Origin of the sequence: Bradyrhizobium sp. C9, assembly GCF_002532045.1 — a bacterium.
Lineage (GTDB): Bacteria > Pseudomonadota > Alphaproteobacteria > Rhizobiales > Xanthobacteraceae > Bradyrhizobium.
The window spans coordinates 96613-116166 of sequence record NZ_NWTG01000014.1; the positions used below are offsets into that span (position 1 = coordinate 96613).

Genomic DNA, 19554 nt, shown 5'->3' on the forward strand with positions numbered 1-19554 from the left:
CCGATGCCAATCGCTTGAGCGGTTCAGCCGGTTACAACATCATCTGTCGAACTTGTCGCGCCGGTGAGCGCAGCGGCTTCGTCCATCTGCGGCCGGAACGGCGTTCGTCCCATCCATGGCTGCATTTCCAGATGTTGCAGCCAATCCTTGACCGAGGGGATCCAGCCGAGATCGTCCTTGACGTGCTGTTCGCCGACGGTCCGTACCGGCACCTGCTTGCCGGCGCTGTTGGTCAGCGTGGCACCGAAGATCTTCTCGCAGAGGAAGATGCCTTCGCTGTGATGACGCAGCGCGCGGTGCCGCACGTCGGCGAGATGCGCCTTGCTCTCGTCGAACCAATCGTGGATCGGCAGGTAATCCTCGGCAACACCGCCGAACAGGCGCGCGGAACGCACGGCATGATGATAGGGATGCGCCATCGCAGGCTACCTCGTGATCTCGACGTTGCTTGTGACCGCATCGGCGGTGGGGTCGTCGGTCACGGTGCCCGCGTCGAGATCGACCGTGAACGCGCCGTACAGGACATGCTCGCCGGTGCCATAGCCGCTGCCGAGCAGCAGCGTCGCAAACTCCGAGCACAGCCAGTCGTGAACAAAGGAGTCGATCTGGTCGCGCTCGCTCCTGCCGTCGTACCGGCGCGTCACACCGCGCGCGACCAGCCGGTCGAGCAGTTTGCGCGCGACGAGTTGATCGACCAGTTCCGCGGTGGCGATGCGCGTGCCGTCCTGAAGCGTAGCACCCTCGAGCCAGGTGAATCCCTCGTCGTTGCCACCGTCATAGCGACAGTAGAGTTGCCGCACGCCGAGATCGGCGAGCACCGGAACGACCGCAGCGAGCAAACGCTGCCGGACAAAGACGGCCTGCGCGGCGCGTGCGGCATGCCAGGCTGCCGTCGCCTGCGGATTCGGCGCAGCCGGAGATTTGCGGCCGCGCAGGCGATCCCACAGGCTCGGTCGCGAAACCGGCACCTTGTCCGGCGCCGGCGGTTCCGGCGGGACGTCCAGGGAAAATTGAACGGGGTCGTGTTGCCCGCCATATTCCGGCGCCGGCAGATAGACGAACTGGTCGGCACGCGGCGGCGGCAGATCGGAATCGTCGTCGGGCCACTCGATTTGAGTTTGATCAAAAACAAACGGCATTTGCACTCCACGGCTTGGCAACCCGGAACGAACGAGGCGCCCTGGCTGCCCCGGTGGGGGCTCACGGCCCGCACCATCGCGGTCGAATTATCGTATCCGGATCGGTACGGTTTTGTGACCCGCCGGATGCGACGGTGGCCGGATGAGATCATCCGGCCTATAGAAGCACCATGTCCAATCATGAAGTCGACGTCGTCATCATCGGTGCGGGGCACAACGGCCTCACCTGCGCGGCTTATCTCGCGATGGCCGGGCTCAAGGTCAGGATCGTCGAGCGCCGCACGGTGGTCGGCGGCGCCGCCGTCACCGAAGAGTTCTGTCCGGGTTTCCGCAATTCGGTCGCCGCCTACACGGTGAGCCTGCTCAACCCGCAAATCATCTCCGACCTGAAACTTGCCGAGCACGGCCTCAGGATCGTCGAGCGCCGCGCGCAGAACTTCCTCCCTGCACCCGACGGCAGCTACCTGCTGACCGGCGAAGGCCGCACCCAGCAATCGGTCGAAAGGCTGAGCCCGCACGACGCAGCCGCAATCAGAGTATTCTCGAGGGAACTTGAAGCCATCGCCGACGTGCTGCGCCAATTCGTGCTGCGCGCGCCGCCGAACCTGGTCGAGGGTTTTGGCCTTGGCGCGCTGAGTGAAGCCTTCAACGCGCTTGGCACCGCCAACATTCTGCGGCGGCTGTCGCTCGAGCAGCAGCGCAATCTGCTCGACCTGTTCACCCGCTCGGCCGGTGAGATGCTCGACGAGCGCTTCGAGAACGACCTCGTCAAGGCGCTGTTCGGCTTCGATGCCATCGTCGGCAACTATGCCAGCCCTTACGCGGCCGGTTCGGCCTATGTGATGCTGCACCATGCGTTCGGCGAGGTGAACGGCAAGAAGGGTGTCTGGGGCCACGCGATCGGCGGCATGGGCGCGATCACCCAGGCGATGGCGCACGCCGCGCGCAGCCATGGTGTCGAGATCGAAACCGATGCTGGTGTCCGCGAGGTGATCGTCGAGAAGGATCGCGCCACGGGCGTCATCCTCGACAACGGCGAGACAATGCGCGCCAGATATGTCGTCTCCAACGTCAACCCGAAGCTGCTGTACACGCGCCTGGTGCCGGAGGGCGCGCTGGCGAGCGAATTTCGCACCCGCATCGCGCGATGGCAGAACGGCTCCGGCACGTTCAGGATGAACGTGGCGCTCAGCGCCCTGCCCTCGTTCACGGCGCTGCCCGGCCCGGGCGATCACCTCACCGCAGGGATCATCATCGCGCCCGCTCTCGGCTACATGGATCGCGCCTGGCGCGATGCACGTGAGTTCGGCTGGAGCCGCGCGCCCGTCGTCGAGGTGCTGATCCCCTCGACGCTCGACGGCAGTTTGAGCCCGCCGGGCCAGCACGTCGCGAGCCTGTTCTGCCAGCACGTCGCGCCGCAATTGCCGGATGGCAAATCATGGGACGACCATCGCGAAGAGGTCGCCGACCTGATGATCGCAACCGTCGATCACTACGCTCCCGGCTTCGCAGGCAGTGTGATCGGCCGCCAGATCCTGTCGCCGCTCGACCTCGAGCGGCAGTTCGGCTTGCTCGGTGGCGACATCTTTCACGGTGCACTGACCTTGAACCAGCTGTTCTCGGCGCGTCCGATGCTCGGCCATGCCGACTACCGCGGACCGCTGCGCGGTCTCTACCATTGCGGCTCGGGCGCCCATCCCGGCGGCGGGGTCACCGGCGCCCCGGGGCACAACGCCGCGCGGGCGGTGCTCGCCGACCATCGTGCGCTGTTCACGTAGAGCGGACCGCGTCGGGCGCCGCGACCGTGGCCAGGCCAAGCTGTGGACAGGTCTGTTGAGAAGCTGTGGGCTGACCGTGGTCAGGCCTTGTGTCCCTCGGCAGGACAATCGGTGAGCATCCCGGTGGACTGCCTGTGGAACAGGGGCCGACAATTCCGGGACGACGCCCTGGATGTCCTGTGGACTGGCTGCGCGAGGCGCTGTGGACAACCTGTCAAAAAGAAAACACCGGGCCTCATAGCCCGGTGCTGCTCGAGAACGCCGTCCGCGAAATTACTTGAGCGAGCTGGCGACCGTGTTGAACGTCCCACTCAAGTTCGTGCCGACGCCATTCACCGCAGCGATGATGGCGATAGCGATACCGGTCGCAATCAGTCCATATTCGATCGCGGTCGCCCCGGATTCATTGTGCAAAAATCTAACGAAAAGAGTCTTCATGGCAGCCCTGCCCTTGGTTGTGATGCCTGGAACAGGGGAGTTCCCGGTTCCGGAACCGGTACTACTACGGTGAAATCTAAAGTTGCCTGAATCGGGAACCTATCAATTCTCGCGATATTCGATTGAATCAGGCTTGATATTTTAACAAAAACCGCGCTACCGGCCTCCGATATGACCCCGCCGACACACCGCGCCAGCATCACTCTTCCGGACGAATCGACCGCAAGACGGGTGGTCGACGCGCTTTCCGAGCTGTATTTTGAGGATCAGGCGGCTTTTGCGGCCTTCGAGCGGCCGGACGGCCGCTGGGACGTTACTGTCCACTTTGCCGAGGCGCCGGACCAGGCCCTGCTGCGCGAGCTGGTCGGTCAGGTGGTGTCGCGGCAGGATGTCGCATCAACTTTGGTATTTGACACGATCGAAGCGAAGGACTGGGTCAAGGCAAGCCTGGAAGATCTGGTCCCGGTTGCGGCCGGCCGGTTCATCGTCCATGGCCAGCATGACCGGCACAGGATACCGCCAAACAAGCTCGGGATCGAGATCGAGGCAGCGCTCGCCTTCGGCACCGGCCATCACGGCACCACGCGCGGCTGCCTGCTGCTGCTCGACCATGTGCTGAAGGCCTATCAGCCCCGGCGGATGCTCGATCTGGGCACCGGGACCGGCGTGCTGGGGATTGCCGCTGCCAAGGCACAACATCGCAAGGTGCTGGCAAGCGACATCGACCCGCCGTCGGTCCGGGTCGCCGAGGAGAATGCCCGGCTCAACGGGGCAGGACATCTGGTCGATGTGATCCGTGCCACCGGCTTTGCCGCGCCGCGGTTTGCCGAGGACGGGCCGTTCGATCTGGTGCTCGCCAACATCCTCGCCAATCCGCTGCGCCAACTGGCAGGGCCGATGGCCCGACACCTCGCGTCATCCGCTCAGGTCATCCTCTCGGGCCTGCTGACGCACCAGGCACCGGCGGTCATCGCCGCCTATCGCGCCCGCGGGCTGGTGCCGCTGCGGCATCTGAAGATCGAGGGTTGGAGCAGCCTGCTGCTGCGCTCGGTCAGGTGACATGACCGCCGCCGGCAGACAGTGCGGCGACTGCACGCTCTGCTGCAAGGTGATGGCGATCGAGCAGCTGGCGAAGCCGGCCAACGCTTGGTGTGCGCATTGCAGGCCGGGGCGCGGCTGCCGGATCTATCCAAGCCGGCCGGCGGAGTGCCGCGCGTTCAGCTGCGTCTGGCTGGTCAACGAATTGCTGGAGGAGCACTGGAAGCCCTCGAGATCAAAGCTCGTCCTGACCACGTCGGACGACGGCCTCGAGGTCAGATGCGATCCGGGCTTCCCCGACGCCTGGCGCAGGCGGCCGTTTCGCAACGAGCTCAGGGAATGGGCGATATCCGGCGAGCCGCTCGACATGACCGTGGTCGTGATCGTCGGTCAACGCATCACGTTGCTGACGGCGGAGCGCGAATTCGATCTGGGTGTCGTCGGCCCCGATGAGCGGATCGTGCGTGAACTCGACGGCACCCGGGTCGTCAATGTGACGGTGGCGAAGACGTCCAACCTCGCGCCTTAAACGCGATCTGGAAGTTGGTTATTCGGATGCTGCGGAATCGCGGCCGGGCGTGTCGACCTTGTCTTGACCGGCTGCGCGCCTGGCGCGCGTCGCGACCAAACGGTCGAGCATCTGCACGATGACGCCACGTTGCTTCTGCTCGATCGGCGCGATCGGCCCGCGACGGACCGGCGGCGAGATCTTCTCAAACGTGAATGCAGGCATCGTGCATCTCCTCACCGTTGAGTTGAGACACTCCTGGACACCCCCCGCACACTTGACCGGCGATGGTGGACATCGTCCAGTCATTTCAACTATGCCATGATTCAAGCATAAGTAATGCCAAAAATGTGGTCATGCCTCAGCGCGTCGGCGCGAAGATCATGCTGCATCCGAAGAGAGTGCAAAGGCGATGTTCGAAGCCCATTTCCAAACGTTCGAAGAGCCCGAAGGCGGCGTGGCGCTGACCGCGCGCTTAAGTGCACTGCGCGAGGAATTGGCGCGGCGCAAGCTGACCGGGTTTGTGGTTCCGCGCGCCGATCAGCAGCAGAATGAGTATGTTGCGGCGTCCGAGGAGCGGCTTGCCTGGCTGACCGGCTTCACCGGATCGGCCGGGCTCGCGATCGTGCTGGGCAAGGAAGCCGCCCTGTTCGTTGACGGGCGCTACACGCTGCAGGCCGGCAAGCAGGTCGATCGCAAGGCCTGGCAGGTCGAGCCGCTGGTCGAGCCGCCGCCTGAGCACTGGCTGACCCGGCACCTGGCAGCCGGCGACCGCCTAGGATTTGACCCTTGGCTGCACACTTCTGCGGCAGCCGAACGGCTGGCGGCGGCCTGCGCCAAGGCCGGCGCCGAACTGGTCGCCGTCGACGGCAATCCGGTCGATACGGTCTGGCACGAACGGCCGGCGCCGCCGCTCGGCCCGGTCGCGATCCACGGCACGCAGTTCTCCGGCGAGATCGAGGCCGAGAAGCTGAAGCGCATCCGGCTCGAGATCAACAAGCTCGGCGTCGATGCGCTGGTGCTCTCCGACAGCCACGCGGTGGCGTGGACCTTCAACATCCGCGGCGCCGACGTCTCGCATACGCCGCTGCCGCTGTCCTACGCGCTGGTGCCGAAGGACGGCCGGCCGCTGGTGTTCATCGATCACCGCAAGCTGTCCAACGCGACCCGCGACCATCTCGAGCAGTCCGCCGATGTCGAGGAGCCGGCGGCGCTGACGACAAAACTGACCGAGCTTGCCAAACGCGGCGCCTCGATCGCACTCGACAGCGCGACCGCGGCCGATGCGTTGAGCCGCCTGATCTCCGGCGCCGGCGGCAAGCCGGTGCGCGGCAGCGATCCGGTCAGCCTGCTGAAGGCAGTCAAGAACCTCACCGAGATCGACGGCACGCGCACGGCGCATCAGCGCGACGCGGTGGCGCTCGTCCGCTTCCTCGCTTGGGTCGACCGCGAGGCGCCATCCGGCCACCTCACCGAGATCGATACCGTCGAGGCGCTGGAAACCTTCCGCCGCCAGACCGGCGCGCTCAAGGACGTCTCGTTCCCGACGATCGCCGGCACCGGGCCAAACGGCGCCATCGTGCATTATCGCGTGACGCGCAAGAGCAACCGCCGTATCGCGCCCGGCGATCTCCTGCTGATCGATTCCGGCGCGCAATATGAGGACGGCACCACCGACGTCACCCGCACCATCGCGATCGGCAAGCCGACCGACGAGATGCGCGACCGCTTCACCCGCGTGCTGCGCGGCCATATCGCGATCGCCCGCGCGATCTTCCCTGACGGCACCACCGGCGCGCAGCTCGACAGCTTCGCGCGGCAACATCTCTGGCAGGCCGGGATCGATTTCGAGCACGGCACCGGCCACGGCGTCGGCAGCTATCTCAGCGTCCATGAAGGGCCGGCGCGGATCTCCAAGCTCGGGACCACGCCGCTGAAGCGCGGCATGATCCTGTCCAACGAGCCCGGCTACTACAAGACCGACGCCTACGGGATCCGGATCGAGAACCTCGAGCTGGTGATCGGCACCGACATCGCCGGCGCCGAGAAGCCGGTCAACGCATTCGAGACGCTGACCCTGGCGCCGATCGATCGCCGACTGATCGAGGTCAGCATGCTGAGCGACGCCGAGTTGAGCTGGCTCAACGACTACCACGCCCGCGTCGCCCGCGTGGTGCGTCCGCATCTCGACGACAATGCCACCAAGCTGTGGCTCGACGAGGCGACCGCGGCGTTGAAGTAGTAGCGGCGCGCCTCGGCCCCCACCCCCGGCGTCGTCCCGGCGCAGGCCGGGACGACAGTGTAGATGTTGCGCGAGGCGAAACTACCTCGCTTCGTCGCCCGAAATGCATGGGCGTATGCCGAAACACCCGTATTCCGCGCGAACGGGCACGCTACAGTCGTTCCACAATGCTGGATCGGACCTGAATGCACGGCGTGATGGGCAAGCCGCCCGGCGCGGCCACACACAACATCGCGACATCGAAGGTCATGCTGCTGATGCTCGTCGTGATGACGGGCGTCGCGCCGATCTCGCTCTACATGCTGGTTCCAGCGCTGCCGGCGCTGGCGACCACGTTTGGCCGCGACATTTCCATCGCGCAGATGACGGTGTCGCTCTACATGGTCGGCATCGCGCTCTCGCAGCTGATCATGGGACCGCTGTCCGACAAGTTCGGCCGCCGTCCGGTGCTGCTCGCGGGCCTCGGCCTGATGGTGGTGGCCGGCATCGGCTCCGACTTCGCCGAGACCCTGCCGCAGCTGATCGCGGCGCGCTTCTTCCAGGCGCTTGGCGGCGCCAGCGGCATGGTGATCAGCCGCGCCATCATCCGCGATCTCTATCCGCGCGAGCGGGTCGGCGCCATGATCAGCCTCGTCGTCGCCGCGCTGATGATCGCGCAGATGGTGAGCCCGCTCACCGGCGGTCTTTTGGAGACCGCATTCGGCTGGCGCGCGATCCTCTATTTCATCACCGCGGCGTCGCTGACCGTGACGATCTTCATCGCGCTGGCACTGCCCGAAACCCGCCGCGACCGCGCCGACAGCTCCAGCTTCCGCGGCGACCTCGGCAAACTGCTGCGAAGCCGCGCCTTCGTCGGCTATCTGCTGTGCCAGGTGCTGGCGTCACAGATCATCTTCGCCTTCGCCGGCGGCGGTCCCTATATCGTCGTCACCCAGATGGGCCGCAGCAGCGCCGAATACGGCGCGTGGTTCGCGATGACGGGGTTCGGCTACTTCATCGGCAATCTGCTGTGCGTCCGCTTCGCGCCGCGCCACTCGCTGGAGAGACTGATCTGGTTCGGGCTCGCGCTGCAGGTCGGCGGCAGTCTCTTGAACCTGATCTGGAGTTTCACTGGAGTAAACCAGGCGCCGCTCTGGCTGTTCGGCACCCAGATGATCGTGATGGTCGCCAATGCCTTCGTGATGGCCAACTCCGCTGCCGGCGCCATCAGCATCCGCCCCGAGGCCGCCGGCACCGCCTCCGGCGCGATGGGCTTCCTGCAGCAGGGCATCGGTTCGCTGATCTCGCAGTTCGGTGCCTATCTCGGCGGCCACTCCACCACCACCCTGCCGCTGACGTCGGCGCTGTTCGCGATCTCGCTGGCCTGCGCCTGCACCATGATCTTCGTGGTACCGCGACGGAACGTGGTGGTGAGCGAAGAATTGATCGCGCAGGCCGAGGAAGACGAGCAGGGCATGATGTGAGGGGCGCTCACCCCCAGCTCGTCACCCCCTGCACATGCGGGGGATCCAGTCCGCCGCGGCCTATCGGCTCAACAATGACTGTCTCTGGAATACCGGGTCCCCAGCTTTCGCGGAGGACGACAGCGGAGAACGCGGCACTGCTGCGCGCACCCTACTCCTCGATCAGCTTCATCCACTCGTCTTCGGTCAGCACCGCAACGCCGAGCTCGCGCGCCTTGGTCAACTTCGAGCCTGCCTCTTCGCCGGCGACGACGTAGTCGGTCTTTTTTGAAACCGAGCCCGCGACCTTGGCGCCGAGACGTTCGGCCATCGCCTTGGCCTCGTCACGGGTGAATTTGGTCAGCGACCCCGTGAACACCACGGTCTTGTCCGAGACAGGCGAGCTCTTGCGCGGCTGCTCGGCGGGCTTCACCTCGATCTGCCGCAACAATTCGCCGAGCGCCTTGACGTTGCGCGGCTCGGCAAAGAACTCGACCACCGCATCGGCGACGATCTCGCCGACGCCATCGATATCGTTGAGGTCCTGGTAGGCTTCGGTGGTGTTCTCCTCGTCCGTACTGCCCTTGGCGGCGGCCAGCATCGCCGCACGGAAATTCTCGATCGTGTGGTAGTGGCGCGCGAGCAGCTTGGCGTTACCTTCGCCGACATGGCGAATGCCGAGCGCGAAGATCAACCGGTGCAGCTCGATGTTGCGGCGGGCGTCGATCGCGTCGAACAGGTTGCGCACCGAGGTTTCGCCGTAGCCTTCGCGCTCCATCAGCTTTCTGGTCGAACGTTGGTCTCGCTCGCGAAGGGTGAAGATGTCGACCGGCGACATCACCAGCCCGTCCTCGTAGAATTCCTGGATCTGCTTCTCGCCGAGACCATCGATATCGAAAGCAAGGCGCGACACGAAATGCTTCAGCCGCTCGACTGCCTGCGCCGGACAGATCAGCGCGCCGGTGCAGCGGCGCACCGCCTCGCCTTCCTCGCGGATCGCGTGGCTGCCGCACACCGGGCAAGTGTCCGGAAACTTGTACGGCTTTGCACTCTTCGGCCGTTTGTCCAGCACGACGCCGACGACCTGGGGGATGACGTCGCCGGCGCGCTGCACGACGACGGTGTCGTCGACGCGGAGATCGACGCCGTCCCGGATCGGATTGCCGTCGTTGCCGATGCCCTTGATGTAGTCCTCGTTGTGCAGGGTCGCGTTCGAAACCACGACGCCGCCGACCGTCACCGGCTCGAGCCGCGCGACCGGCGTCATCGCACCCGTGCGCCCGACCTGGATATCGATCCCCTTGAGAATCGTCGTTGCCTGTTCGGCCGCGAATTTGTGTGCGATGGCCCAGCGCGGGCTGCGCGACACGAAGCCGAGCCGCTCCTGCCAGTCGAGGCGGTCGACCTTGTAGACCACGCCGTCAATGTCGTAGCCGAGCGAAGCCCGCTCCTCGCCGATCTTGTTGTAGAATTTCAGGACGTCATCGACGCTCTTGCAGAGCGTGATCAGCGGATTGACCACGAAGCCTGCTCTGTCCATCCACTCCAGCATGCCGTGCTGGGTGTCGGCGGGTGGCTCGCTCATCTCGCCCCATGTATAGGCGAAGAATTTCAGCGGTCGTGACGCGGTGATCGAGACGTCTTTCTGGCGCAGCGAGCCCGCCGCCGAATTGCGCGGATTGGCAAACACCGTGTCGTCGGCCGCGGCCTGCTTCTTGTTCAGCTCAAGGAAGTCCTTCTTGAGCATGTAGACTTCGCCGCGCATTTCGCAGGCTGCGGGAACGTTGCGTCCCTTCAGGGTGTGCGGAATGTCCTTGATGGTCCGGACGTTGGCGGTGACATCCTCGCCGGTGAAGCCGTCGCCACGCGTCGCGGCGCGGACCAGTTCGCCATTTTCGTAGCGCAGCGAGAGCGACAGGCCGTCGATCTTCGGCTCGGCGACCAACGCCGGAATGTGGTCGGAGTCCAGCTTGAGAAAGCGCCTGATACGTTCGACGAATTCGGTGACGTCCTCGTCGCTGAATGCGTTGCCGAGCGACAGCATCGGAACGACGTGCTGCACCTTGGCAAAGCCGCGGGCCGGCGCAGCGCCGACCGTCTGGGTCGGCGAGTCCTTGGTGACGAGATCGGGAAACCTGGCCTCGATTGCTTCCAGGCGCTGCCGCAACGCGTCGTAGGCCGCATCGGATACGGTCGGCGCGTCCTTCTGGTAGTAGCGCTCGTTGTGCCCCTCGATCTCGAGCGAAAGCCGCATGTGCTCGACCTTGGCCTGGGCCTTGGTGAGCTTGTCGACGTCGACCAGCGCTTTCTTCGCCTTGGCAGCCATCGGCAGACTAGCTCGCCGCCCTGAGCAGCCGTTCCGCCGCGGCCCTCGCCTCCGCGGTGATCTCGGCGCCGGCCAGCATGCGCGCGATCTCCTCGCGGCGGTGGTCGGCGGCGAGCGCGTTGACGCGGGTGGCGACGCGCTTGCCCTTGTCGAGCGCATCCTTGGAGATCAGAAGATGCTGGCTGGCGCGAGCTGCGACCTGCGGCGCATGCGTCACCGCCATCACCTGCACCTTGCCGGCGAGACGCGCCAGCCGCGAGCCGATCGCATCCGCCACCGCGCCGCCCACACCGGTGTCGATTTCGTCGAACACCAAAGTCGGCGCCGAGCCGCGATCGGCCAGCACGACCTTCAGCGCCAGCAGGAAGCGCGACAGCTCACCGCCGGAGGCGACCTTCATCATTGGCCCCGGCTTGGTGCCCGGATTGGTCTGAACCCAGAACTCGACGCGGTCGATGCCCTGCGGCCCCGGCGCGGCGGCATTGGCCTCGACCTGGGTCATGAATTTCGCACGCTCGAGCTTGAGTGGCGCGAGCTCGGCATTGACGGCCTTGTTGAGCTTCTCGGCCGCCTTGACGCGCGCCGCCGAGAGCTTCGCCGCCGCCGCCCCATAGCGCTTGTCGGCCTCAGTGGCGGCCGCTTCCAGCTTCTTCAGCTGGTCCGCGCCGGCATCGATCAGCGCGACGTCACCGGCGTATTGCGCCGCCAGCGCCGCCAGCAGATCGACCGGTGTCGAATATTTGCGCGAGGCGGCCCGCAGCGCGAACAGCCGCTCCTCGATGCGCTCGAGCTCGGCCGGATCGAAGTCGGTCGCGGCCAGCGCAGCGTGGAGATGCTGGTCGGCCTCTTCCAGCGCGTTGATCGCGATATCGATCGCCTTCACCGCCGGCTCGATCAGGCTGGGCGCGTTGGCAGCGCGCCGCTCCAGCCGCCGCACTGCGGCCGACAGGGCCGACACCGGCGAATGCGAGCCGCCGATCGCCTCCTGCGCCTCGCGCAGATCGGTCGCGACCTTCTCGCCCTGCATCATGGTGGTGCGGCGATTGGCGAGCTCGGTCTCCTCGCCCTCCTTCGGCGCCAGCGTCTTCAGCTCCTGGGAGGCATGGCGCAGATAGTCGGCCTCGCGCGCGGCGCGCTCCATGCCGGCGCGATGCTCTTCGAGCGCGGTGCTCGCGGTCCGCCTGATCTCCCACAGCGCCTCCAGCGCCGCGACGTCCTTCTCGTGGCCGGCGAAGGCATCGAGCAGCTGGCGATGGGTGGAGGCGTCGACCAGAGCACGTTCGTCGTGCTGGCCGTGGATCTCGACCAGGACCGCGCCGACCGCCTTCAGGGTCTGCACGCTGATTGCCTGGTCGTTGATGAAGGCGCGGGTGCGGCCGTCGGCGAGCTGCACGCGGCGCAGGATCATTTCACCGGTGTCGTCGAGGCCGTTCTCGGCGAGGATTTTTGCGGCCGGGTGCCCCTTCGGGACACCGAAGGTGGCGGTGACCTGGCCCTGCTCGGCGCCATGGCGCACCAGTCCGGCATCGCCGCGGCCGCCGAGCGCCAGCGCGAAGGCATCAAGCAGGATGGATTTGCCGGCGCCGGTCTCGCCGGTTAGCACCGCCAGGCCACGGGAAAATTCGATATCAAGCCGTTCGATCAGGACGATGTCACGGATCGACAGACGGGCCAGCATGCGAGGACAATTCCTAGCCGAGACCTATCTTCTTGAAGGTCCTGCTGATCCAGGATCCCTGATTCTCGCTCGGCTCGAGACCGCCGGACTTTACTAGATTATATGCGTCCTTGTACCAGCGGCTGTCTGGAAAATTGTGGCCGAGCACCGCGGCGGCGGTCTGCGCCTCGCCGGCGATGCCGATCGCCATATAGGCTTCGGTGAGCCGGTAGAGCGCCTCTTCGACGTGGCGGGTGGTCTGGTACTGGGTGACGACGGTCTTGAAGCGGTTGATCGCGGCGGTGAAGTCGCGCTTCTCGATGTAATAGCGCCCGACCGCCATCTCCTTGCCGGCGAGCTGGTCGCGCGCGGCTTGGATCTTGTTCTTGGCCTGGGTGGCGTATTCCGAGGTCGGATATTTGCGCACCACCTCTTCGAGCGCCGCGATCGCCTTCTCGGTACGACTCTGGTCGCGCGAGATGTCCGGGATCTGGTCGAAATGCGATGCCGCGATCAGGTACTGGGCGTAGGAGGCGTCCGGGCTACCGGGATGCAGCGTTACGTAGCGGGTGGCGGAGCCGATGCAGCTGTCGTAGTCGCCCGCCTGATAGTACGAATAGGCCGACATCAGGAGCGACTTGCGCGCCCAGTCCGAATAGGGATGCTGACGGTCGACTTCCTCGAACTTCTTCGAAGCGGCCTTCAGGTCCTTCTTCTCGTTCATCATGTACAAGCCCTCATTGTAGAGCTTGTCCGCGGGCTCATCGACGAACGTGTCGTCCTTGGCCATGAACTTGTCCCACAGCGCGCCGGTGCCGCAGCCGCTCAGCGGCAGTGCCAGCACGATCAGGCCCGCCGCGAAACGCAGCGCGCGCGCGGCCTTGGTCAGGCCGGAGACGTCAGAAGAAGAGCGTGGTTCGAGCGCCATACGCATTGCCGACATGGATTGTAAAACCTGACGCCTTTGATGCGGTTAACGGCGACCCCACTCCACCCATGAACCGCGATCATGGATGCAATATCTCTCGCACCGTTGGCGCCGTATCAAGGCAACCGCGGGCCTGTTTAACCGAAAAATGACCGTCGACCAACCGAATAGGGAGCCAATCCGCCGGGAATAAGGCGACCCGGCGAAGCTCACAGCCTGCTGTGGTTATTACGGAAATTGGGGTCGACCGGCCAGGCGATCAGGAATTGGGCGATCAGGACACGTCCGGGCCGTAGGCAGGGGCGACGAGACCGCCTACGGTGCCTGCACCGGCCTCGACATGGCCACGGACCGGCCGCCGGGCGGTCTCCGCTTCGACCACGCGCCAGGCGCTGCGGTCGGCGAGCAGCGCCTTCAGCACTGCGTTGTTGAGCTTGTGACCGCCCCGGACCGAACGGTAGCTGCCAAGCAGCGGCAGGCCGGCCAGCGCGAGATCGCCGATCACGTCGAGCACCTTGTGGCGGACGCATTCGTCGCTGTAGCGCAGGCCCTCAGCATTGAGCAGCCGGGTATCGTCGAACACCACCGTGTTGTCGAAGCTGGCGCCGAGCGCGAAACCCGCGCTCCAGAGCCGCGCGGTGTCGCTGATGCATCCGAACGTCCGGGCGCGGGCGACGTCGCGGCGGAAGCTTTCCGGTGACAGGTCGAAGAAGAAGCTCTGGCGGCCGATCACCGGGTTGGCGAAATCAATCTCGACCTCGGCCCGGAATCCGCCGGCAAACGGACGCAGCTCGCCGAGCGCTTCGCCGATCTTGACCTGCACCGGCTTCAACACCTGGATGAAGCGGCGCACGGCGGGTTGGGTGACGATGCCGGCCTGCTCGATGGCGGCAACGAAGGCAGCCGAGCTGCCGTCCATGATTGGAACTTCGGGTCCATCGACTTCGATGGTAGCGTTGTCGATGCCCATACCGCGCAGCGCAGCGAGCACATGTTCCGCGGTGGAAACCAGGGGCCCTTCGCGGTCACCCAGCACCGTCGAAAACTCGGTGGCGATCACAGCATCGGCGTCGGCGTGGATTTCGCGGTCGGCACCGTCGAGGCCGGTGCGGATAAAAATATAACCTGCATCGACAGGTGCAGGTCCCAGCGTGAGACTGGCAGAAAGACCGGAATGAACGCCTACGCCAGTCACGGTGGCTTGCGACTGAAGCGTTGTCTGACGGCTGAACTTCATTCGATAATGCCCACTACCCGACTTCGCTCAATTCAAGTGGCCAAACTTCCCCAAGGCCGACTCGCTTGAGCTCCCCAAGTCCGGGCAGACCATAGTGATTGCCCTAAAGCGCGCCAACTCACGCTTGTTTACCGATTGTTACCCCACCTCTGCCGCATTCGCGCCCAAGGTTAACCAAATTGCGGCAGCGAAAACGACCCTCGGCGAGTGGCCATCTGACCACCGAAATAATAATTAATCATTTAAAATCAGTTGCTTGTTTATCCGACGCAACCGCCTGCCCGCCAAAAGGAGAAGGCCTCGGCGGTTCCCCGCCGAGGCCTTCTTCGTCGCCAAGGTTGTAACAAACTTCAGTTTGCCTGCCGGCGCAGGAAGGCCGGGATATCAAGATGGTCGTCACCCTGTGGCGCCGGTGCAACAGGCGCTTGGCGGCCATGGGCATCCAAACCTTGCGGCGCCGGGCGTTTCGCATATTCCGATACCGGCGATTCGTTCGCCGAGATCTGTTGGGCGACGTTGCGGGCCGCCTTGCGCTCGGGCAGCGGCGGCATCGTCGGCATCGCCGGACCCGAGGCACGGGCCGCGATCGGCGGCTCGGTCTCTTCGTCGCGGCGGCCGAGGCCGACATTGGCCAGCCGCTGCAGCAGCGACAGCCGGGTCTTCTGTGGGTGCTCTGCCTCGCCGTCACCGCTGGCCTGGCGGATCTCCGCCTGCGCCGGCATCGGCAGATCCTCGAACTTCGGCATCCGCGGGGCACGGACCGGCGACCGCTCCGCCGCCTGCGGGATGAAGGTCTCGGGCGGCATCGGCTCGTGCTGTTCGGCACGGGCCGCCTCGTGGTCCGGGAACAGGGTGGGCTTCTGGGCGATCGGCCGCACGGTAACGTCACCGTAGGACCCGGGCTGCATCGGCGCCTGAGCCGATGCGCTGTCCGGGGCAACGGCGGCAGCGATTGCCGCGAGCGCGGCGCGCTCGACGGCCGGACGCTGCTGGGCTGCGGCGGGAGCTGCAATCGGAGCAACCGTCACGCCCGTCGGCGGCTCCAGCTTCTGGGCGCGCTCGGCCATCCGCTGATTGTCGGCGCGCAGGCGAGCGGTCAGATCGGCCAGCCGGCTCTCGGGCGATCCGCCCGCCTGCTGTGCGGGAGCCTGGGCGCGGGAGGCGATCGCGGCCTGCTCGATACCGGTTGCGACCACCGAGACGCGGATGACGCCGTCGAGCGATTCGTCGAAGGTGGCGCCGACGATGATGTTGGCGTCGGCATCGACTTCTTCGCGGATGCGGGTTGCGGCTTCGTCGACCTCGAACAGGGTGAGGTCCTTGCCGCCCGTGATCGAGATCAACAGGCCGCGGGCGCCCTTCATCGAGCTATCGTCGATCAGCGGGTTGGCGATCGCAGCTTCGGCGGCGGTCAGCGCGCGCTTCTCGCCGGTGGCCTCGCCGGTGCCCATCATCGCCTTGCCCATTTCCCGCATCACGGCGCGGACGTCGGCGAAGTCGAGGTTGATCAGGCCTTCCTTGACCATCAGGTCGGTAATGCAGGCGACGCCCGAGTACAGCACCTGGTCGGCCATCGCGAACGCGTCGGCGAAGGTGGTCTTCTCGTTGGCGACCCGGAACAGGTTCTGGTTCGGGATGATCAGCAGCGTGTCGACCACCTTGTGGAGCTCGGAGATGCCGTGCTCGGCGGTGCGCATCCGGCGCTGACCCTCGAAGTGGAACGGCTTCGTCACCACACCGACGGTGAGGATTCCCATCTCGCGGGCAGCCTTGGCGATCACGGGCGCTGCCCCGGTGCCGGTGCCGCCGCCCATGCCGGCGGTGACGAACACCATGTTGGCGCCGGTGAGGTGATCGCGCAGCTCGTCCATCACCTCCTGCGCGGCGGCAGCGCCAACATCGGGCTGCGAACCGGCGCCGAGGCCCTGGGTGACCTGGGTGCCCATCTGGATGATGCGCTGCGCCTTCGACATGGTCAGCGCCTGCGCGTCGGTGTTGGCGACGACGAAGTCGACGCCCTGCAACCCGGCGGTGATCATGTTGTTGACGGCATTACCACCCGCGCCGCCGACGCCGAAGACGGTGATCCGCGGTTTCAGCTCGCTGATGTCAGGGGGTGTCAGATTGAGTGCCATGGTTGCCTCTCTCGATTATGCGCGCGTTGGTTCGTCCCGGCCGCTGGCCGCAGGAGCTGGTGAAAATGCAATGAGCCGGGGTGTGGTCATCAGAAGCCCTCGCGAAGCCATCGTCCGACCTTTCCGAAGTAACCGTCTGTCCCTGTCCTGAGCTGCCGCGTGCGCCGCGGTTCGACATGTTCAAGATGTGCGTATTGCGGATAGACCAGGAGGCCCGTCGGCACCGAGAACGAGGCGCCCTTCGCCTCGTTCGGCAGCCGGCCGAAGCCGAGCGGGCGACCGATGCGGACCTGACGGTTCAGGATACGGGTGGCAAGCTCGACGGTGCCGGTGAGCTGCGAGGCGCCGCCGCTCAGCACGACGCGCGCCCTCGGCTCTGCCGCAAAGGGAGAATCCGCGAGCCGGTCACGGATCATTTCGAAAATCTCCTCGGCGCGATGCCGGACAATGTTGGCGATCGTGGCGCGGGACACGATTTGCGGAGTCTCCCGATCGTCGCCTGCAGTGGGAACGGACATCAGCTCGCGCGAGTCCGAACCGCCGGTCAGCACGGTGCCGTATAAAGTCTTGATTCGCTCGGCATCCGCAATGCACGCACCGATGCCGCGCGCAAGATCCATCGTGATGTGTTGCCCGCCGAGCGCAAATCCGGATGCGTGCACGAGGCGGCCGCCGGAATAGGTCGCGATCGTCGTCGAGCCTGCGCCCATCTCGACGACGGCAGCGCCGAGATCGGCTTCGTCATCGGTCAGCACCGATAAGCCCGCGACATAGGGGCTCGACGCCATGGCTTCGACGTTGAGATGGCAGCGCTCGACCACCAGCATCAGGTTCTTGGCGACCGTCGCATCCGACGTCACCACATTCATGTCGACGCCGAACTGGCGCGCCACCATACCTTTGGGATCGCGGATGCCCTTGACGCCATCGAGCGCGTAGCCGACCGGCAGCGCATGCAACACGGTGCGGCCGGCGCCGGCGGCGTGACGCATGCCCGCCGAAGTGACGCGGCTGATGTCGTCCGCGGTCACCGAGCCGCCGTGGATATCGGCCGCGGCTTCAACCAGTTGGCCATGCAGCCTGCCGCCGGAGACCGACAGCAGGACGGATTCGACACGGACTTTGGCCATGCGCTCGGCCAGCGCCACGGCATGGCGCACCGCCTTCTCGCATTCGGCGAGATCGACGACGGAGCCGGCCTTGACGCCGCGCGACTGGATCTGGCTGTAGCCGATCAATTCGACCGCATGGGTGCGGCCGCGCAGCGCCTCGTTCGGCGGCGACGGCTTGAGCCGCGCGATCATGCAGGCGATCTTGCTGGAGCCGACGTCGAGCGAAGCCACCATCGCGGTGCGCTTCTGCATCGGCCGGGTCTTCGGGGTCAGATTGCGATCGAGGCCGGTCATGCGGAATCACCCGGCTTCTTCTTGGACTTCTTGTCCTTGAACAGTTCGTCGCGCGCCTTGCCGGCTTCCTCGGACAATTGGACGATCAGCCGATCGGGCAGGCGCATGTCGACCGCAACGATGTCGCGCGAGAACAGCTTCTCGTCCTTGTCGAGCCTGGAGAGCGCGGCCAAAGCGTTGCCGACGTCGTTCTCCGGCAGGCGGACGTCGAGGCCGTCCTTCAGGCGCAGGTTCCAGCGCCGCTCGCCGACGAAGATCGCGGCCTTGGTCACCGAACGCACCTGCGGATAACGGTCGAGCAGCGCCAGGAAGTCCTGGGCCCTGACATCGGCGCCCTTGCCCACCACCAGCGGCAGATTGAGGAAGCGGCGCGAGACGTAGGGCTCGAGCACCGCGCCGTCGGAGGCGATCACCGACAAGCGGCCGTTCTGCTGCCACAGCGCGAAGGCGGTGCGCTCGACGATGTCGATCTGCAGCCGGCCCGGATAGAGTTTCAGGATCGTGGCGTCGGCGATCCAGGGATTGGCCTTCAGCTTGGCGCGCACGATGTCGGCGTCGAGGAACAGCAGCGAGGAGCGGCCGTTGACACCGCCGATCGCAAGCACCTCGTCCTGGCTCAGCTGCTTGCGGCCGTTGATGCCGACGGTGGTGATGCGGAAGCCCGCGGAATTGGCCAGCGCGTTGCGGGTGTCGCTGAGCGCGGCGGTGAATTCCTCGAGATGGCCGCCCCTGACGATGCCGAAGCCCAGGCTGCCGAACAGGATCGCCAGCGTCGCGACGAGGCCGATGCGGCGCGGCAGATAGCGTTCGACCATCACGATGTAGCGGTTCGGCGGCTCGCGATCGATGATGACTGGCGGCCGCCTGACAGGACGCTGCCTGCGGCGTGCGAGATGGGCGCCGACATACTCGCGCAGCAGCACTGCCGCTCCAATAGCGGCTGCTTTCAGGTCAGCTTGAGGCCCCAGCGATCGCAGCGATCGGGTGAGGCGTCCTGCACCATCCATTGCACGAGCTCGTCACATGTTGCGCCCGCAAACCCTGCGGGGTCTCGGCACAAGTGTCGTCTCGGCTGGACCGGTGGGATTAGAGAGGCCCCCTGTTCCCTGGTTGCGATCCTCGAAGCGGTAATCCGCGACAGCTCACGCCCCGGCAGCCAAGCGCTACATGCGCCGCCAGCGTTAACCTTCGGGCTTCCTGGTAAACAAATGGTAAAGGAGTTCAGCCTGGAGTGTATTTTGATCAACGCTTTGAGTACTTTGCCGCGAACCCGTTAGCAT

The 19554-nt window shown here is 65.6% G+C and carries 16 protein-coding genes and 1 pseudogene; 5 read left to right on the plus strand and 12 right to left on the minus strand.

What is annotated here, in order from left to right; genetic code table 11:
* Nucleotides 1-23: 23 nt before the first annotated feature.
* Together CO675_RS25345 and CO675_RS25350 are read right to left on the minus strand one after the other, a co-directional pair.
* Nucleotides 24-419: a DUF6915 family protein gene (locus CO675_RS25345; protein WP_097674561.1), complete on the minus strand. Its 396-nt coding sequence runs from the start codon at nt 417-419 to the stop codon at nt 24-26.
* A gap of 6 nt (nt 420-425) precedes the next feature.
* On the minus strand, nt 426-1139 hold the full coding sequence (locus tag CO675_RS25350; RefSeq protein WP_097674562.1) for a hypothetical protein: 714 nt from the start codon (nt 1137-1139) through the stop codon (nt 426-428).
* Between the two features lie 170 nt (nt 1140-1309).
* On the opposite strand from CO675_RS25350, the gene CO675_RS25355 reads away from it, so the two are divergent.
* A complete protein-coding gene (locus CO675_RS25355) occupies nt 1310-2917 on the plus strand; it encodes a phytoene desaturase family protein (protein WP_097674563.1) in 1608 nt (535 codons plus the stop codon).
* 273 nt (nt 2918-3190) lie between these two features.
* Here the strand turns inward: CO675_RS25355 and CO675_RS25360 are convergent, their stop codons facing one another.
* Nucleotides 3191-3355 (minus strand): Flp family type IVb pilin, encoded by a 165-nt coding sequence (locus tag CO675_RS25360; RefSeq protein ID WP_097674564.1) that lies wholly within the window; start codon nt 3353-3355, stop codon nt 3191-3193.
* A 171-nt stretch (nt 3356-3526) separates the two neighbouring features.
* Here CO675_RS25360 and CO675_RS25365 point away from each other — a divergent pair, with 171 nt between their 5' ends.
* Both CO675_RS25365 and CO675_RS25370 read left to right on the plus strand, forming a co-directional pair.
* The gene (locus CO675_RS25365) at nt 3527-4414 is read left to right on the plus strand and encodes a 50S ribosomal protein L11 methyltransferase (RefSeq protein WP_097674565.1); all 888 of its coding nucleotides are present in this window, start codon (nt 3527-3529) and stop codon (nt 4412-4414) included.
* Nucleotide 4415: 1 nt separating this feature from the next.
* Nucleotides 4416-4922 (plus strand): hypothetical protein, encoded by a 507-nt coding sequence (locus CO675_RS25370; RefSeq protein WP_097674566.1) that lies wholly within the window; start codon nt 4416-4418, stop codon nt 4920-4922.
* 18 nt (nt 4923-4940) lie between these two features.
* Here CO675_RS25370 and CO675_RS25375 read toward each other — a convergent pair whose 3' ends face one another.
* The gene (locus CO675_RS25375) at nt 4941-5126 is read right to left on the minus strand and encodes a hypothetical protein (protein ID WP_097674567.1); all 186 of its coding nucleotides are present in this window, start codon (nt 5124-5126) and stop codon (nt 4941-4943) included.
* A 187-nt stretch (nt 5127-5313) separates the two neighbouring features.
* On the opposite strand from CO675_RS25375, the gene CO675_RS25380 reads away from it, so the two are divergent.
* A complete protein-coding gene (locus CO675_RS25380) occupies nt 5314-7143 on the plus strand; it encodes an aminopeptidase P family protein (RefSeq protein ID WP_097674568.1) in 1830 nt (609 codons plus the stop codon).
* Between the two features lie 185 nt (nt 7144-7328).
* Nucleotides 7329-8606, plus strand: coding sequence for a multidrug effflux MFS transporter (locus tag CO675_RS25385; protein WP_097674569.1), 1278 nt, complete (start codon nt 7329-7331; stop codon nt 8604-8606).
* A 151-nt stretch (nt 8607-8757) separates the two neighbouring features.
* On the opposite strand, the gene ligA is transcribed toward CO675_RS25385, so the two are convergent.
* The 8 genes and pseudogenes from ligA to CO675_RS41530 form a co-directional block, all read right to left on the minus strand.
* Nucleotides 8758-10911, minus strand: coding sequence for an NAD-dependent DNA ligase LigA (gene ligA, locus CO675_RS25390; RefSeq protein ID WP_097674570.1), 2154 nt, complete (start codon nt 10909-10911; stop codon nt 8758-8760).
* A 7-nt stretch (nt 10912-10918) separates the two neighbouring features.
* Nucleotides 10919-12589, minus strand: coding sequence for a DNA repair protein RecN (gene recN, locus CO675_RS25395; RefSeq protein WP_097674571.1), 1671 nt, complete (start codon nt 12587-12589; stop codon nt 10919-10921).
* A 13-nt stretch (nt 12590-12602) separates the two neighbouring features.
* Nucleotides 12603-13511, minus strand: a complete 909-nt coding sequence (locus CO675_RS25400) for an outer membrane protein assembly factor BamD (protein WP_502693404.1) — start codon at nt 13509-13511, stop codon at nt 12603-12605.
* Nucleotides 13512-13770: 259 nt separating this feature from the next.
* Nucleotides 13771-14733, minus strand: a complete 963-nt coding sequence (gene lpxC, locus CO675_RS25405; RefSeq protein WP_097674573.1) for a UDP-3-O-acyl-N-acetylglucosamine deacetylase — start codon at nt 14731-14733, stop codon at nt 13771-13773.
* A gap of 350 nt (nt 14734-15083) precedes the next feature.
* Nucleotides 15084-16868, minus strand: a complete 1785-nt coding sequence (ftsZ, locus tag CO675_RS25410; RefSeq protein ID WP_097674574.1) for a cell division protein FtsZ — start codon at nt 16866-16868, stop codon at nt 15084-15086.
* 89 nt (nt 16869-16957) lie between these two features.
* Nucleotides 16958-18274 (minus strand): cell division protein FtsA, encoded by a 1317-nt coding sequence (gene ftsA, locus CO675_RS25415; RefSeq protein ID WP_097674575.1) that lies wholly within the window; start codon nt 18272-18274, stop codon nt 16958-16960.
* Nucleotides 18271-19281, minus strand: coding sequence for a cell division protein FtsQ/DivIB (locus CO675_RS25420; RefSeq protein WP_097674576.1), 1011 nt, complete (start codon nt 19279-19281; stop codon nt 18271-18273). The genes ftsA and CO675_RS25420 overlap by 4 nt, the downstream gene beginning before the upstream one ends.
* Nucleotides 19221-19489 (minus strand): annotated as a pseudogene (locus tag CO675_RS41530) (hypothetical protein); the annotation flags it as partial. The gene CO675_RS25420 and the pseudogene CO675_RS41530, both read right to left, overlap by 61 nt.
* Nucleotides 19490-19554 lie beyond the last annotated feature (65 nt).

Bases quoted from the DNA above. Each gene is read 5' to 3' on its own strand.
- CO675_RS25365 (WP_097674565.1), top strand. From the start codon at position 3,527: ATGACCCCGCCGACACACCGCGCCAGCATCACTCTTCCGGACGAATCG.
- CO675_RS25345 (WP_097674561.1), bottom strand. From the start codon at position 419: ATGGCGCATCCCTATCATCATGCCGTGCGTTCCGCGCGCCTGTTCGGC.
- ligA (WP_097674570.1), bottom strand. From the start codon at position 10,911: ATGGCTGCCAAGGCGAAGAAAGCGCTGGTCGACGTCGACAAGCTCACC.
- lpxC (WP_097674573.1), bottom strand. From the start codon at position 14,733: ATGAAGTTCAGCCGTCAGACAACGCTTCAGTCGCAAGCCACCGTGACT.
- CO675_RS25385 (WP_097674569.1), top strand. From the start codon at position 7,329: ATGCACGGCGTGATGGGCAAGCCGCCCGGCGCGGCCACACACAACATC.
- CO675_RS25400 (WP_502693404.1), bottom strand. From the start codon at position 13,511: ATGTCGGCAATGCGTATGGCGCTCGAACCACGCTCTTCTTCTGACGTC.
- CO675_RS25380 (WP_097674568.1), top strand. From the start codon at position 5,314: ATGTTCGAAGCCCATTTCCAAACGTTCGAAGAGCCCGAAGGCGGCGTG.
- CO675_RS25370 (WP_097674566.1), top strand. From the start codon at position 4,416: ATGACCGCCGCCGGCAGACAGTGCGGCGACTGCACGCTCTGCTGCAAG.
- ftsA (WP_097674575.1), bottom strand. From the start codon at position 18,274: ATGACCGGCCTCGATCGCAATCTGACCCCGAAGACCCGGCCGATGCAG.
- CO675_RS25420 (WP_097674576.1), bottom strand. From the start codon at position 19,281: ATGGATGGTGCAGGACGCCTCACCCGATCGCTGCGATCGCTGGGGCCT.
- CO675_RS25355 (WP_097674563.1), top strand. From the start codon at position 1,310: ATGTCCAATCATGAAGTCGACGTCGTCATCATCGGTGCGGGGCACAAC.
- recN (WP_097674571.1), bottom strand. From the start codon at position 12,589: ATGCTGGCCCGTCTGTCGATCCGTGACATCGTCCTGATCGAACGGCTT.
- CO675_RS25375 (WP_097674567.1), bottom strand. From the start codon at position 5,126: ATGCCTGCATTCACGTTTGAGAAGATCTCGCCGCCGGTCCGTCGCGGG.
- CO675_RS25360 (WP_097674564.1), bottom strand. From the start codon at position 3,355: ATGAAGACTCTTTTCGTTAGATTTTTGCACAATGAATCCGGGGCGACC.
- ftsZ (WP_097674574.1), bottom strand. From the start codon at position 16,868: ATGGCACTCAATCTGACACCCCCTGACATCAGCGAGCTGAAACCGCGG.
- CO675_RS25350 (WP_097674562.1), bottom strand. From the start codon at position 1,139: ATGCCGTTTGTTTTTGATCAAACTCAAATCGAGTGGCCCGACGACGAT.